Annotated in this window: 12 protein-coding genes; all 12 read left to right on the forward strand. The window is 35.6% G+C overall.

The genetic code is table 11. From position 1 onward, the window contains the following. Positions 1 to 44: 44 nt before the first annotated feature. Entirely contained in the window at positions 45 to 1,679 is a 1,635-nt protein-coding gene (locus ACWPWS_RS01855; RefSeq protein ID WP_454045297.1) for a T9SS type A sorting domain-containing protein, read from the forward strand. Between the two features lie 149 nt (positions 1,680 to 1,828). Then, a complete protein-coding gene (locus ACWPWS_RS01860; protein WP_454045298.1) occupies positions 1,829 to 5,095 on the forward strand; it encodes a hypothetical protein in 3,267 nt (1,088 codons plus the stop codon). A 5-nt stretch (positions 5,096 to 5,100) separates the two neighbouring features. Beyond that, on the forward strand, positions 5,101 to 5,415 hold the full coding sequence (locus ACWPWS_RS01865; protein ID WP_454045299.1) for a DUF6443 domain-containing protein: 315 nt from the start codon (positions 5,101 to 5,103) through the stop codon (positions 5,413 to 5,415). Then, positions 5,397 to 7,802, forward strand: a complete 2,406-nt coding sequence (locus tag ACWPWS_RS01870; RefSeq protein WP_454046880.1) for a DUF6443 domain-containing protein — start codon at positions 5,397 to 5,399, stop codon at positions 7,800 to 7,802. Before ACWPWS_RS01865 ends, ACWPWS_RS01870 begins: the two co-directional genes overlap by 19 nt. Beyond that, positions 7,783 to 8,433, forward strand: a complete 651-nt coding sequence (locus ACWPWS_RS01875; RefSeq protein ID WP_454045300.1) for a hypothetical protein — start codon at positions 7,783 to 7,785, stop codon at positions 8,431 to 8,433. Before ACWPWS_RS01870 ends, ACWPWS_RS01875 begins: the two co-directional genes overlap by 20 nt. Further along, positions 8,430 to 8,627, forward strand: coding sequence for a hypothetical protein (locus tag ACWPWS_RS01880; protein ID WP_454045301.1), 198 nt, complete (start codon positions 8,430 to 8,432; stop codon positions 8,625 to 8,627). Before ACWPWS_RS01875 ends, ACWPWS_RS01880 begins: the two co-directional genes overlap by 4 nt. Positions 8,628 to 9,394: 767 nt before the next feature. Further along, complete coding sequence (locus ACWPWS_RS01885; protein WP_454045302.1) at positions 9,395 to 10,537, forward strand: helix-turn-helix domain-containing protein; 1,143 nt, start codon at positions 9,395 to 9,397, stop codon at positions 10,535 to 10,537. After that, positions 10,525 to 11,367, forward strand: a complete 843-nt coding sequence (locus ACWPWS_RS01890; protein WP_454046881.1) for an IS3 family transposase — start codon at positions 10,525 to 10,527, stop codon at positions 11,365 to 11,367. The genes ACWPWS_RS01885 and ACWPWS_RS01890 overlap by 13 nt, the downstream gene beginning before the upstream one ends. 567 nt (positions 11,368 to 11,934) lie before the next feature. Next, complete coding sequence (locus ACWPWS_RS01895; RefSeq protein WP_153816321.1) at positions 11,935 to 12,075, forward strand: bacteriocin-like protein; 141 nt, start codon at positions 11,935 to 11,937, stop codon at positions 12,073 to 12,075. Between the two features lie 226 nt (positions 12,076 to 12,301). Next, the gene (gene purB / locus ACWPWS_RS01900; RefSeq protein ID WP_454045303.1) at positions 12,302 to 13,729 is read left to right on the forward strand and encodes an adenylosuccinate lyase; all 1,428 of its coding nucleotides are present in this window, start codon (positions 12,302 to 12,304) and stop codon (positions 13,727 to 13,729) included. A 51-nt stretch (positions 13,730 to 13,780) separates the two neighbouring features. After that, positions 13,781 to 14,752, forward strand: coding sequence for a WG repeat-containing protein (locus ACWPWS_RS01905; RefSeq protein ID WP_454045304.1), 972 nt, complete (start codon positions 13,781 to 13,783; stop codon positions 14,750 to 14,752). A 230-nt stretch (positions 14,753 to 14,982) separates the two neighbouring features. Further along, complete coding sequence (locus ACWPWS_RS01910; protein WP_454046882.1) at positions 14,983 to 15,984, forward strand: PDDEXK nuclease domain-containing protein; 1,002 nt, start codon at positions 14,983 to 14,985, stop codon at positions 15,982 to 15,984. The last annotated feature ends 1 nt before the right edge of the window (position 15,985 follow it).

Genomic DNA, 15,985 nt, shown 5'->3' on the forward strand with positions numbered 1-15,985 from the left:
GTTTTAAGAAACTAATTACTAACTCAAAAAACGACAACACGGGAATGAGAAAACTTTATCTCGGTGCATTCACTCTATGCACAATCTTGGGCGTATCCGCTCAGGAAGTGGTGTGGCAGAAAGACATCCAATCCTCTACCCAGGATTTCCTAAGCCAGGTCACCACCACTATCGACCAGCAATATCTGATCACCGGAAGTTCTATACAGTCAGGAAGCGGGAAGCTGGAGGCTGGAAGTAAACAGAACAACGGTTACGATTTCCATCTGGTAAAACTCAATCAGCAGGGACAGGAAGTCTGGGAGAAATATTTTTCGGGATCCAACCATGATTATTTATCCGCAACCGTTACCACTCAGGATGGCGGATTTTTACTGGCCGGAACATCTTATTCAGGAAAAGGACTCGATAAAAAAGAAGATTCCAAAGGAGGCTCCGATATCTGGTTAATCAGAATCAATGAATTTGGCGATGAATTATGGCAGAAAACTTTGGGGAGCTCTTCCGATGAAGAAGCCAGAGCAGTCATTCAAACTACAGACCTAGGATTCTTTGTAGCCGGGAATGTACAGAGCTCATCAAAAGGCTACGGCTCCAAAGATGTCTGGATCACAAAATTGGATAAAAACGGAAAAGAACTTTCTCAATTAATCTTAGGCGGAAAAGGTTTAGATGAAGTCGAAAAGATGATTCCCACGAAAGACGGCGGCGCATTGCTTGGAATTTATTCAAGAAGCACATCTGTTAAAACAAATAATCAGCAATCAACGACTAACACTAATATTCCGTCTGACAGAACTGCAACCCATAACCTACTATCTGCAACCTCAAAGCAAAGCGACAACTTCGGTGAAGGCGATTACTGGATTGTTAAGTTAGACAAAAATGGAAAAGTAGAATGGGAAAAGAACTTTGGAGGCAAAGGTGATGACCACATCAGAACCCTGGCGCTGGCTTCAACTGGCTTTATCATTGGTGGAGAATCCAGATCAGAAAGATCAGGCAATAAAACGGTAGGACTGGAAGAAGGAACAGACCTTTGGCTGATTTCCCTAAATGAAAGAGGGGATGAACAGTGGCAGAAATCCTACAATTTCAAGAACCGAGATATTCTGATGGGGATGAGTGTGGTAAGCGGGAAGCACGAAGATGGAAGCGAGAAGTCTAAGGGCATTCTGTTGGGAGGCTATACCCAGGCTGAAGGAAGAATACAGGCTGATGACGAAACCTTCTGGATGCTCTATCTGGATCAGAACGGAAATGAACAGTGGAGAAAACACGTGAAAGGAGAATCCAGACAAAAAGAAGAAAGGCTTTCCGACTTAAAACTGAACCGAGATGGCTCTATTATTTTGGCCGGAACCAGTGCAGAAGAACTGGGGAAAGAAAACTGGAAGATCGTAAAACTGGGCGATAAACAGGTGGATCAGCTCATTGAAAAATACGACATCAAAATCTATCCGAATCCTGTTTCTGATTATGCTTATGTAGAAATTGGTTTTGATTTCAAGGAAGCTGATATTCTTTTATATGACATGAGTGGAAGACAACTTCAGAGTATAAAAACTAAGAACAGAGTAACGAAGATTAATACCCAGGCTTTAATTCAGGGAGCCTATCTGGTGACGATAAAAACGGATACCAACAAAACGGCGAATGCTAAATTGATTAAGAAATAAAACACCATGAGAAAAAATACTTAATACTGCCATTGTTTTTTATGCAGTATTTACAATGACAGATTACAAACCAACAGCCTGCTTCCGCAAGCAGCCCTATGGATAATATAAAACAAATTTATCCGGCTGCTCCCACTGCAAATAATTTAATGAAATTTGAAGAAGTTCCTGTAAGCTACTATACGGGAATTCCGGATATTAAGATTCCACTTGCGGGTATCCCAACAAATGATTCTAAAATTTCTATGAACGTTTCATTAAATTATCATCCACTTAATGCAAAGCCTCTTGATAAATCTGGAGAAGAAGGATTAGGATGGAGCCTTTTTGCAGGAGGAACCATCACCAAAACCATAAGAGGTAGTGCAGATGACCGCAATTATGAGGGTGTAGAACAAAGAGTGGGAATTCTTTATGATGAATATAACTATGCAGGAGCCCATACTAATTATACAAGAAAATATTTAGATGAGTTGGCTGTAGGTGGTGTTCAGCATACCGATCAATATAAAAAACTTTTATTTGAGGGCCCTTTTTTTAACCGATATGATACTGAGTATGACCTTTATCAATATAATTTTATGGGCTATACCGGGCGATTTATCATTAAAAAATCTTCTGACAATAATTTATATGTTGAAAAGTTAGATAAAAATAATTTAAAAATTACAATAGGCTCCAATAACTCTAGTAATGCATTAGAGGTGGCGTCTTTTGTAATTTATGATGAGTATGGGAATCGTTTTACTTTTGATGTATTAGAACGAACCCAAAGATCAAGTATCTCTAATAAAATAGGGTATTATGATTCATTTCAAACCAATTCTAAAGATTCTGGTGAAAGTACTACTGCTTTTCACTTGAGCAAAATTGCAAACACATCTAATACAGAATTGGTAAAGCTGGAGTATTACCCTCCTTCTGAAATTCAATATACAGATAATTCCAATATAACCAGAAATAAGTTTGCAAGTGAAGATGCGAACACTTTACCTGTAGCAACGACTTTCGATAGCCAGATTCCGGCTTCTTACGAAACAAACATGATAACGAATAATACATTTGTTCGAAGTTTAAAAGAGATAGAAATACCGGGAAAAGGGAAAATTAATTTTACCTATCTGCAGGGAAGAGAAGATACCAACTATAGTCTGCCTCAGCAGTTGCAAAGATTAGATAAGGTTAGAGTTTTTGATTCATCTGGAAAATTACTTGAAACACACCAGTTATCTTACAGTTATTTTACGTATAATTTAGCGGGAGGAAATTTACCTAGCAAAACATTATCGCTGTCAAAAATAACAAAGTTTGATTCTTCTTCCAATAAGGAATTTGATTATGTATTTGATTATACATCCAATCCACAGAATCGTACTTTAGGAACAGATTTATGGGGATGGTTTAACTGTCCTCGTCCTAATGCTAATTATCTTTTGGCAAAATACGTTTCACCAGATTGTATCAATATGAATATCCTCAAAAGCATGAAACTTCCTTCGGGAGGAATCAGAACTTTTGATTTTGGGACAAATACTTATTCATCTGATCACCTTGGACTACCTATTACCAATTTTGATGATAATATTGAAAACTGGACTTACAGTGATGTGAAGGATATTACACTGCAAAGTACTTTTTTCAATTCTGCCACTTATAGTTTAGGAAAGGTTCTTCAGAATAAAATATTGGTGCTGGAAAGCGGTCAAATTTTAAACAATGACGATAATATCGGATTTTTATTCTTAGAAAAATTAAACTTGAGTCAAGAGTTGGTACAGTCATATGGTATCAATACTACAGATAAAGAAATCAATTTAGAAGGCGGACATTTTTATAGATTTAAATTTACCTGGACCAATTCAAATGATCAGGGAACTGCTCTCGTTAAATATTCATTTAAGGCAAAAAATCCTACACAAAAGCAGTGTCTTAATGGAGGAGGGATAAGAATTAATAATATCAGTTATTATGACAATCCCAATGATGCTACTCCTCAAAAGAAAGTTACATTTTCTTATAATAAATTTACAGATTCAGGAAAAAGCGGTGGAGCCTTGGTATTTCCCAAACCTTTGCTGACTTATAAGTATGGATATAGTAATAAATTTGTTTCGACTTGTGGAGGGATGTCGGTAGGATACTGTCAATACCCTTATGCCAATGAATTTGCAATTTATTCCTCTCAGAGTTTTCTTCCTGTTCAGAAAACACAGGGCTCTGATGTGGGATATCAGAATATAACGATTTCGGAAACGGATAAAGGTAGAACAGAATATTCTTACACTTCACCTATTGATAAACCTAACCCGAATTCACACTATATCAACTTTGAATTGCCTCCATTTCTTCCTGTAGATAATTATGATTACAAAAGAGGATTGCTGACGAAGGATGAAAAAAAGGATAATATGAATATAAGTCTGTATAAAAAGGATACTGAATATAATATCTATGATTCAAAAATTCTTACAGGGCTCAATATAAGCTATATAAATTCACCTTATTCAGAGTATGTATATGCAGGTCATTTTAACTCTTATGAAAATTATTATGCAGGCTGCATACAAGATCAGGGATTAAATGTATTTTGTGACAACCGCAGCAATGTTAGCAGCATGATGCGGATTCTCCCGGTGCAGGAGATTATTGGAAAAGCAAATCTTATTCATTCTGAGACTATAGAATATTTTAATGGGAAAACATTAAAGACCAATGAAGATATTACATATAATAACAGAGATTATCCGATAAAACAAAAAGCTACTTTTGCCGATAATACAACCTCGGAAACTACTTCCAGCTATGCCCATGAGAAAAATAATCAGAGGCTTATCAGTGCCAATATAATAGGTGTTCCATTACAGTCAATTACAAAAAAAGACAATGTAGTGGTATCAAATACAGAAACCAAATATGAAAATCCATTGAACCTATTTCCAAGCTCAGTAGTATCTACTGATCTAGAGGGTGCTATTTCTACAGAGGTTACTTACGATCAATATGACTTGAAAGGGAATTTACAACAATATACTGCAAAAAATGGGATCTCAACAGTAATTGTCTGGGGTTACAATCAAACTCAGCCTATTGCTAAAATAGACGGCGCGAAATTAACAGATATCCAGCAGTCCTTAATTGATGCTATTGTTGCGGCTTCCAACACAGATGCTGCGGCGGGAGCTAATAATGATGAAACCACATTTTTATCTGCATTGAATACCTTCAGAATGAACGCTTCATTATCTGCTTATCAGGTGACCACCTATACCTACGATCCCTTGATTGGCGTAAGAAGCATTACTCCTTCTTCAGGAATCAGAGAAAACTATATCTATGATTTAGCAGGCCGACTTGAAAAAGTGATGAATGCAGACGGAAAAGTGTTGAAGGAGATGAAATACAACTATAAAAACTAAAACCGATGAAAAAGATATTAATTCCCATAGGAATACTCATTATGGGAACTGTCCATGCGCAGCTTACCAATACAGAAAACTATGTGTACTCAAAGACGTATTTGTCAGATCCTACGCTTGCGAATGTTAAAAGCTCAGAAACCGTTCAGTATTTTGACGGATTGGGAAGACCCAAACAAATTGTCAATGTTAAAGCCTCTCCATTAGGAAAAGATGTTGTAACCCCTATTGTATATGATGGTTTCGGGAGACAGGTTCTTGATTATTTGCCTGTCCTCAGGGAGGAACGCTCAGTGGTGGCATTGTTGCCAATCCCTTAGCCAATGTAAACAGTACACCATATAGTACGGAGAAAATTTATTCAGAGAAAATTCTGGAAAGCTCTCCGTTAAACCGTGTTTTAGGACAAAAACAGGTGGGGAATGCATGGGATAACAAACCTGTACAATTTGGATATCAGACTAATGCCACTGGAGACGTTAAAAAATATACGGCTACTTTTAACTATACCAATTTTGAATCCAAATTACTCGCACCAGGCTCCTATGGAACAGGAGAGTTGTATAAAAATACGGTGACCGATGAAGACGGCAACCTAACTATTGAATTTAAAAATGGACAAGGACAGGTTTTGCTGGTCAGAAAAGTCATCAATGCCACAGAAAATGCCGATACCTATTATGTTTATAATGACTATAACCAGTTGGCTTTTGTCATCCCTCCCAAAGCGGCTTTAGAATCAGATCCCAATACGGTGCTTAACGATTTATGTTACCAGTATAAATATGACGGGAGAAATCGTCTGGTAGAAAAGAAACTACCCGGGAAAGGCTGGGAATATATGATCTACAACAACGCTGATCAATTGGTGATGAACCAGGATACCAATCTTAAGGCTCAGGGTAAATGGCTTGTCACCAAATATGACCAGTTTGGAAGAGTGGTGTTTACGGCTATTACCAACAATGCGGCTACCAGAGAATCTCTGCAGACAACTATTGCAGGAGCTGCCTATACTTTTGAGATCAGAAGTGCCAGCTCCTTTACCGTAAGCGGAATGCCAATTTATTACACGAACAGGGCACTTCCGGGAAGTCTGGCGCAGGTTTTAACAGTTAATTATTATGATACCTATCCACCAGGCTCTTCAGCGGTTACCAATGTATTTTCCCAGCCTCTTCTTACGGATAATCCGGCTCAGGAAAGAACCACCAAGGGATTGCTTACCGCTTCCTATATCAAAAATATAGAAGATGACCAATGGACGCGTAACTTTATCTGGTATGATACCCAAGGAAGAAATATCGGTTCGAGAAGCAATAACCATTTGGGTGGTTATACGGTAGTCAACAATAAACTTGACTTTACAGGAGTTGTCCTTCAGACCAATACCTATCATAAAAGACTTGCTGCAGATCCTGAAAAGGCTATTGTAGAAAAGTTCACTTATGACTCCCAGAACAGGCTTCTTTCCCATACCCATCAGGTGGGCAGCAATCCTGTTGAATATCTGGCTCAGAATAAATACAATGAAATTTCCCAGCTGGAATCCAAGAAAGTAGGAGGAACAGCTGCTGCAACCCCATTACAGACTATAGATTATCAATACAATATCCGGGGGTGGATGACCAGGATCAATAATCCTGCGAATCTTAATGGGAAACTTTTTGGGTATGAGATAAAATACAATAATCCTGTGTATTCTACAGTTTCTACAGGGAAATACAATGGAAATATTGCAGAAATAGATTGGAAAAATTCTTCACAGGATATTCTGAAAAGGTACAATTATACCTACGATAAACTGAATAGATTAACTGATGCCGAATATGCAGAACCGGAGACAACCAATCCCCATAACAAGAATTTTGATGAACGTTTGACCTATGATGTCAACGGAAATATTACATTTTTAAAAAGAAATGCGATTCCTGTTTTTGGGGCCACCTCTACGCTGGTAGATGATCTTGCCTATAAATATACTGGCAACCGCCTGAACCAGATTATTGAAAGCTCATTAAATGATACAGGTTATGAAGGAGGAAATAATACCATTGATTATGACCTGAACGGGAATATGGTTAATATGAAGGATAAAGGAATTCAAAGCATCGTTTACAATTACCTTAATCTACCCAAGAGTTTTTTAATTACTCAACCAGATTTGTTAGGAAATGGACAGACTTCAAATAGTAATCTGGATTATCTGTATCGTGCAGATGGGGTAAAACTTCGCAAAACCTATTCCAGTGCTCCGCCACGTGGGCTGACGAATATTACGATGACCGATTATCTGGATGGCTTCCAGTATACCTATCGTGAAGGTGAGGGAATCTGCCTTACATGCCGAACGGAAACAGCTTTTGAAGAACAGGCCTATAAAAATATCAATACCCTTTCCGGTATTGTTATAACACCGGAATGGAAGCTTGATTTTGTACCCACCGCTGAAGGATTTTACAGTTTCACAGAAAACCGCTATATTTACCAGTACAGAGATCACCTTGGCAATGCCAGAGTAAGCTTTGCAAAAAACAGCGAAGGCGCTCTTGAGATTACAGACACCAACAACTATTATCCATTTGGTTTAAACCATATTGAAGGAATGCTTAGTACTTCTAATTTTGGAGGGTATTATAGTTACAAGTACAATGGGAAGGAGCTTCAGGAAACAGGAATGTATGATTATGGAATATCTTTACAATAAGGATTTAAATCGGGATAATGCCTCTCAATTTTTCAAAGACAATAATATTAAAGGTGCCAAATATGCTTTTGCAAGCAACATGATGGGGAATATGAATTATGCAGCAGATGGGTACATATATGATGACTCTAAAGAAGGAGGAGGAAAAGCTATTGAAAATGGGAGAATGAATGAAATTGAAGAAGTTGTAATCACATATAAGCCATCTACAGCTAGAAAAGGTTGGAATTTTGTTGCGGATAATTTAATTTCCCCACCAATGGAAGGTATTTCAGCTGTCGGACATATTCTTTATGGTAGTTTTGTTGCTTTTCCACAGCAAGCTATTGAAAAGGAAAAGGTTTATGGTCTACATGTAGAAATGGATGTAAATGTTCTTAAATTTAAGAATGGAAATCTTCAGAGAGTGACCTATAAAGATGGTGATCCTATGACTGAAGCTGAGCAATTTGAAGCTTTTGCTAAACCAGGTGTTGAAGCAATGACTGCTGGTGTAGCATTTGGATTTAAACCATTTACAAAATTGGGAGCTATAACAAATGCGTTTGGTAATTGGGGAACAAATACAGCCGCTAAAACTGCTGTAAAAAAAGGAATATATCAGTTAGCACCTAAAAAAGATAAAAAATGATAGATTTATTGTTTGGTTTCTTTGGAGCATTTATTAGATGGATTTTTGTCTATAAATGTAATTCAAAAAAGATGGCGGAGTTTTATAATTCTAATACAACACAAGAAGGAATAAAGAATAATTTAGCAGGACTTCTTTTAATACCTATAGCTATTATAATAGGATTGACAATATATTATTTCGGAAAGAAATAATAATTCTCTCCGCTGTCGCGAGCGTCTCGCTCGTGCCCAAAGTTAAATAAATAACAACCCTTGCACTCTTGCAGGGGTTTGTTTATACTATAAGTTTTACTACTTTTAAACTTTGGATGATAACCAGCTTTGCTTCAATCTGTAGAATCTTAATCTATAATTGAATTTTCAGAATAGCTATATATAAACTTAATGATTTTGTTTATGAATACGACGAGGTAGTAAAAGCCAAACCATATTTGGAATATTTTGGAAAATCAAATAAACCCTAATTATGAAAACAATATTATATGCATTCTTATTTTTTTCGCTTTTACAAATAATTATAAAAGCTAAGAAAGCCCTTTAACTATTGTTATAAAGCTAATTTCAGCAGAAGAACAAGCTGACTTTGATATTGCTCTAAATTATATTGATATAAATAAAGTTTATCAAGATATTCCAAAAAATAAAAGAAAAAATATTTGGGAAGAATTTGTTGCTTTTAATCGTAACTTAGGTAAGGATAAAAAAATTACTAATTCTTTTAAATACTATGATTATGATATTAAGGAAAGTATTAATGTAAATTCGTCTAATGTAGAATTTTTATCTAAAATTCCTTCTTCTAAAATAAAGAGTATTATTTATCATTTAGAGTTTGAGAATAATCGTTGGATCGTTACTAACATAAATTATATAAAAAGATTATAACTCCCCTGCTGCGCAAAGTCTCCCGACTTTGAGCTGGCCAAATAAAAACAAAACCACTGCAATTGCGGTGGTTTTTGTTTTTTATCCTGCAAAACCGCTATATTTACCAGTACAGAGATCACCTTGGCAATGCCAGAGTAAGCTTTGCAAAAAACAGCGAAGGCGCTCTTGAGATTACAGACACCAACAACTATTATCCATTTGGTTTAAACCATATTGAAGGAATGCTTAGTACTTCTAATTTTGGAGGGTATTATAGTTACAAGTACAATGGGAAGGAGCTTCAAGAGACGGGTATGTATGATTATGGAGCAAGATTCTATATGCCGGATATTGGTAGATGGGGAGTTGTGGATCCGCTGGCGGAAACCAGCAGAAGATTTTCTACTTATACCTATGCTTTAAATAATCCGATTATGTTTATCGATCCGGATGGAAGAGAAGCTACGACTTATACAGGGCAAGCTGCGCAGGATAGAGTAAGACAATTACAAAGTCAGAAGCCGCCCGATGATCATTTTAATCAATTTGGGAAATATCTTTACACTGACAATAAGAAAACAAATAATATTGTTATAGATTTTCAAAATCCTATTACAGGTAGTTTGAATACTGCACCATGGTTGTCAACACAACTAAAAGATTATATAGACTGCCCCCAAAAAGTTAGACACTTTTTAGGGGCATTTTTTATGGGAAAATCAAATTATAGTTTAGAATTTAAAACAGATTGTGTTGTTAAGGTTTTACAAAGACATCGTTCGATTTCCGTAGTTGCTAAAGAATTAGGGATCAGTAAATCTTTATTGAAACAATGGGTTAAATACTATAATCAACATGGATCTAGAGGTCTTCTTCGCATCCATAACAGAGTTTATGATGTCAATTTTAAGCTGAAAGTTTTACAATCCATATCAGAAAGTCACCTTTCCATTAAACAGGCATGCTTAAAGTTTAATATAGGTGCGGAGTCCAGTATTTTAAATTGGCAGCATAATTATGAGAAAAGTGGTATTTTAGGGTTAGAAAATAAACCCAGAGGAAGACCTAAGATAATGAGTGATAATAAAGATAAAAAAAGAAAATCTGATAAAGTTTTGACACGAGAAGAAGAACTTTTACTTGAAAATGAAAGGCTTCGAGCAGAGATTGATTATCTAAAAAAGTTAGACGCCTTAGCTCTAGCCAGCAAAAAGCAAAAGCCATCGAAGAGTTAAGGCCAAAGTATAATTTAGCAATATTGCTGAATTGTTCAGGTATGGCAAGAAGCAGTTTTTATTATCATCAGGCTCGGGGTAATGCCGGAGATAAATATGCTCATATTAAAAGTTTAATACAATTAATTTATCAAAAGCATAAAGGAAGATTTGGATATAGAAGAATCACTCTGGAACTAAAAAATCAGGGTGTAATTATCAATCATAAAACAGTTTTACGATTAATGAAAGACTTGTGCTTGAAAAGCTTAATTCGGGTGAAAAAATACAGATCTTACCGTGGAGAACAAGGAAAAATAGCCCCGAATATTCTGAAAAGAAACTTCAAGACTGATCATCCTAACCAAAAATGGGCTACCGATATTACAGAGTTCAATGTTTCTGGAAACAAGCTATATCTGTCTCCTATCATCGACTTATTTAACGGAGAAATTATAAGCTATGAGCTTTCAGAAAAGCCAGTTTTTGCACAAATTATTAATATGTTGAAAAAGAGTTTTAGAAGAACAAAGAATATACAGAACCTAATTCTTCACTCAGACCAGGGTTGGCAATATCAAATGAAGCTGTATCAAAATATTTTGAAACAAAAAGGAATTATCCAAAGTATGTCTAGAAAAGGGAATTGTTTGGATAATGCTATAATAGAGAATTTCTTTGGAACATTAAAATCCGAAATGTTTTATCTGAAAAAGTTTAAATCAATACAGCAATTAAAAGACGAAATTCATCAATATATTGACTATTATAATAATGAGAGAATAAGACTTAATTTAAAAGGAAAGAGCCCGATAGAATATCGAACTCTTTATTATCAAAAGATTATTTAATTTTGTCTAAACTTTTGGGTGCACTCTAACCGGCTTTGCTTCAACCTTTAGAATATGATAAAAATCCCCAGCCGGCGTGAGTATCTTATTTGTGTCCTTGTATACAATAAAAACTACAGTAATTTAAAAGGTCGTAAAGTACCACGAACTACTTTATAAACCGTCTCCAGCCCCTTCGAAACTGCCTGTAGGCACTATGGTAAGTACCTCGAGCCACTTCACCAAGTGCCGGGAACTATTCTATAAACCGTCTCTACCTACTTCAGAAGCCTCTCCAGCCACTTCCTCAACGGTCTCAACCCCTTGGTTAACGGACTCTATCCCTTCTCAAAGAGGCTTTAGCCCCTTAATGAACTCCCTTTACCCACTTGTTTAACAGGGTATACCCCCTTACCTAAGGGGGTAGAGGGGGTTGGTGAAAGGGGTAGAAGGTTATGGGATGATATAAGTAGTATAAAATGAATAGGTTATATTTTTATATCTGAAAAAAATGTATATTGGTGTTACCAAATTAAAGCGTAATCCGAAAAGCATATAGAGTAGGAAAAAAATCAAAAAATTAGTATTATGAAAAACCTAAGAAAACTTTCAAAAAGAGAATTAAAAACAGTTCAGGGAGGAATACCAATGTGTCTGCCAGGATATTTCTGGTGTTCATTTGTGAAAAAATGCATTTCTGTGGGATCACCATGCGGACTTATTGATTAATCTGATTGATGACAATAATGTAAAGAACAGGCTGCTTCAGAAATGAGGCAGCCTATTTTTAGCGGATGATTCCCGTCTTGAACTTTTGTATACTTTTGCTTCAAGGTAAAAGTATAAATGAAAACTCTTTATTTGATTCAGGATATGGTTGAAAAATCATAAAAGCAAGATTTTTATCTCTCACCGAAAAACCGTATTTTTGTACATCTAAAAAGTAAAAGAACGAATGAATTCCTACAAAAATCCATTGGAAGAACGCTACTCCAGTGAAGAAATGTTATTTAACTTCTCGCACAATAACAAATTCCAGAATTGGAGAAAGCTTTGGATAGCTCTTGCTGAGATCGAAAAAGACCTTGGTCTTGATATCACAGATGAGCAGATTGCAGAATTGAAAGCTAATGCTGAAAATATCGATTACGTAAAAGCAGCAGAGTACGAAAAAAAATTCCGTCATGATGTAATGGCTCACGTTCATGCCTATGGTGATGTGGCGCCTTCAGCAAAAGGAATTATCCACCTTGGAGCAACTTCAGCTTTTGTAGGAGACAATACAGATTTAATTCAGATCCGTGACGGACTTTTAATCCTAAAGAAAAAGTTGGTGAACGTGATGAAGAATCTTTCGGATTTTGCAATTCAGTATAAAGATCTTCCTACTTTAGGATTTACTCACTTCCAGCCGGCTCAGTTGACAACAGTTGGGAAAAGAGCTACACTTTGGTTACAGAGTTTGGTTCTTGACATCGAAGAACTGGATTTCTTCCTTGAAACTCTTCGTTTCAGAGGAGTAAAAGGAACTACAGGAACTGCTGCAAGTTTCCTTGAACTTTTCAACGGTGATTATTCTAAAGTAAAACATTTAGATAAAGAACTTTCAAAAAGATTCGGTTTCGAAAAAGTTTTCGGAGTTTCCGGACAGACTTACGATAGAAAAATTGATGCGAAAGTAGTTGCTTTATTAGGGAATATTGCACAATCTGCGCACAAGTTCACAAATGATTTACGTTTACTTCAAAACCTTAAGGAAATTGAAGAACCATTCGAGAAAAACCAGATCGGTTCATCTGCAATGGCATACAAACGTAACCCAATGAGAAGCGAAAGAATCGGGGCGTTGGCAAAATACGTAATGTCTTTGACAACAAGTTCTGCAATGGTAGCTTCCACACAATGGTTTGAAAGAACATTGGATGACTCTGCAAATAAGAGATTAACAATTCCTCAGGCATTTTTAGCGGTGGATGCAATCCTATTAATCTGGAATAACATCATGAACGGAATTGTTGTATATCCAAACAGAATCAACAAACACATTATGGAAGAGCTTCCTTTCATGGCGACTGAATATATCATCATGGAAGAAGTGAAAGCTGGTGGTGACCGCCAGGAGATTCACGAAGTGATCAGAGTTCACTCGATGGAAGCTTCCAAGAAAGTGAAAGAAGAAGGAAAAGAGAATGATCTTATCGAAAGAATCTTAAAAGATGATTCTTTAAAACTAGACAAATCAAAACTGAAAGAAGTTTTAGATCCTAAAAACTTTATTGGTTTCGCGCCAATCCAGACGGAGGAATTCATCAAAAATGAAGTGCAGCCGATTATAGACCAAAACAAAGACTTAATAGGATTGGAAGCTGATCTTAAAGTATAAAACAATATGCAGTCTTTTGGGCTGCATATTTTATTTCCCACTCCAAATAATATGAAAAAACTACTATTAACCATTCTATTAACACCAATCATTTCTTTTTCTCAGACTAAAGGGGATTTACATTATTTTAAATCCAAAGATTCTTTAGTTGGAGTAAAAGATAAGGCCGGAAAAATAATTGTTCCGGCACAGTTCAAAATCTTTTCATTCCTAAAAGATGGAGATCCTGTAGAAGGAGAAACCATTCTTTTTGATGGCAGTAAAGAAGGTGAGAAACCGGAGAAAAATGCATGGGGATATGTGTACGACAGAAAAGGTAAATTTCTGTATCAGCCATTCCTTTATGACAATGGAGCAGATTATTTCTCTGAAGGACTAAGAAGATTGGTTAAAGATGGTAAAGTAGGATTTGCAGACCGAAACGGGAATACTGTTATTGGAGCTGAGCATGACTTTGCATTTCCTTTTAATTACGGATACGCTACCTTTTGTGACGGCTGTGACTGGGAAAAAACAAATGACGAGCACAGATCCATCGTAGGTGGAAAATGGGGTGTGATGAACGTCAAAGGACAAACCATTCAGCCATTGGCGAAACCAACAGAACAGGATGTTGAAATAGACGGGAAATACTACCCGAATCCGTTTCAATACAATGAAAAAGAGAAGAATGTCCTTCAGTTCTTTGAAAAACAGAAGAAAAAGCTTTCAGATCTTTATTATGTAAATTTTTACAATAAACTGTCTGAAAAAGAAAAGAATCTGTTTTTTGAAATTGTAGAAAGGACAAAAGAAAACTTTCCGTATTATCAGGTGAATACTTATAATTGGAGAAAAAAGGATTTGGATATGCTGTACCGTTTCAAATTCCTGGTTTCAGAAGATGGAAAAACATTTTATGCGATTGAGGATTTTAATGAAAAGAAAATTCCTTTTGAAAACTGGTTGAAAGAAGAAATAAAAAATGCAGAGAACTTTCAGAAAGAACATAAGGACAATCCTAATAAGTTTATAAACAAATAAAATAAATTTGGAAATTCCATAGGTCAAATTTGAAGAAAATACGACTTATTCCTTTAAATTTGTACAGAATAATGGTTAGAGGGAAATATTTCTCTCAAAAATTTCCAATATAGATGGGTTTAAAGAAAAAAACTTTAGCTCAGAAAAAGTAAAAAGAAAAATAAATCTAATATTAAAAATCTGACATCTAATTTTTAATAATGTTACAGAATCAAAATCATCAACAATTAATGACCGATCTTAAGGAGCTGGTAGACAAGACAAGAAGTCAGGTTGCAGCTCAGGTAAACTCGGCAATGGTGGTTTTGTACTGGGAAATAGGAAAAAGAATAAATGAAGATGTTTTAGATAATAAGAGAGCAGAGTATGGCAAAGAAGTTATTGTACAAATCTCTCAGCAACTTACGTTAGAATTTGGAAATTCATTTTCTGAAAAAAATATCCGGAAAATGATGCAGTTTGCGTCTGTTTTCAGTGATTTTAATATTGTCGCATCAGCGATGCGACAATTATCATGGACCCATTTTTTACTTCTTATTCCTATTTCTGAAGATACTAAGCGAAACTTTTATCTTGAAGTCTGTAAGATTGAAAACTGGAGCGTGAGGGTTTTAAGAGACAAGATTAATTCTTTGCTTTTTGAGCGAACTGCCATCAGTAAAAAACCTGAAGAGATAATAGATAGAGAACTTAAAAATTGGTCTGAAAATAATATACTTAATCCTGATTTGGTTTTTAAAGACCCCTATTTTCTTGATTTTTTAGAATTGAAAGATACCTTTTCTGAAAAAGATTTGGAAGAAGCCATTATTGTAGAACTGCAAAAATTCATTTCTGAGTTAGGAACTGATTTTGCCTTTCTTTCAAGACAAAAAAGAATCACAATAGATAATAGAGATTACTATCTGGATTTACTTTTCTATCATAGGAAATTAAAATCTTTAGTGGTTATTGAACTCAAATTAGGAGAATTTGAGGCGGCTCATAAAGGGCAAATGGAACTCTATCTTTCATATCTTAATAAATATGAAAAAATAGAAGGGGAGAATCCGCCAATCGGCTTAATTCTTTGTTCAGGAAAAAATTCCGAACATATTGAACTTATGAATCTGGAAGGGGATAATATAAAAGTTGCAGAATATTTACTTATCTTACCTTCTGAAAAAGTTTTGCTTGAAAAATTGCATCGTTCAATAGAGATAGCAAGAAATAAATTTGAAAATAAAAAATAAA

This window comes from Chryseobacterium sp. Marseille-Q8038 (assembly GCF_965111995.1).

Bases quoted from the DNA above. Each gene is read 5' to 3' on its own strand.
- ACWPWS_RS01875 (WP_454045300.1), top strand. From the start codon at position 7,783: ATGGAATATCTTTACAATAAGGATTTAAATCGGGATAATGCCTCTCAA.
- ACWPWS_RS01895 (WP_153816321.1), top strand. From the start codon at position 11,935: ATGAAAAACCTAAGAAAACTTTCAAAAAGAGAATTAAAAACAGTTCAG.
- ACWPWS_RS01860 (WP_454045298.1), top strand. From the start codon at position 1,829: ATGAAATTTGAAGAAGTTCCTGTAAGCTACTATACGGGAATTCCGGAT.
- ACWPWS_RS01905 (WP_454045304.1), top strand. From the start codon at position 13,781: ATGAAAAAACTACTATTAACCATTCTATTAACACCAATCATTTCTTTT.
- ACWPWS_RS01865 (WP_454045299.1), top strand. From the start codon at position 5,101: ATGAAAAAGATATTAATTCCCATAGGAATACTCATTATGGGAACTGTC.
- purB (WP_454045303.1), top strand. From the start codon at position 12,302: ATGAATTCCTACAAAAATCCATTGGAAGAACGCTACTCCAGTGAAGAA.
- ACWPWS_RS01910 (WP_454046882.1), top strand. From the start codon at position 14,983: ATGACCGATCTTAAGGAGCTGGTAGACAAGACAAGAAGTCAGGTTGCA.
- ACWPWS_RS01880 (WP_454045301.1), top strand. From the start codon at position 8,430: ATGATAGATTTATTGTTTGGTTTCTTTGGAGCATTTATTAGATGGATT.
- ACWPWS_RS01855 (WP_454045297.1), top strand. From the start codon at position 45: ATGAGAAAACTTTATCTCGGTGCATTCACTCTATGCACAATCTTGGGC.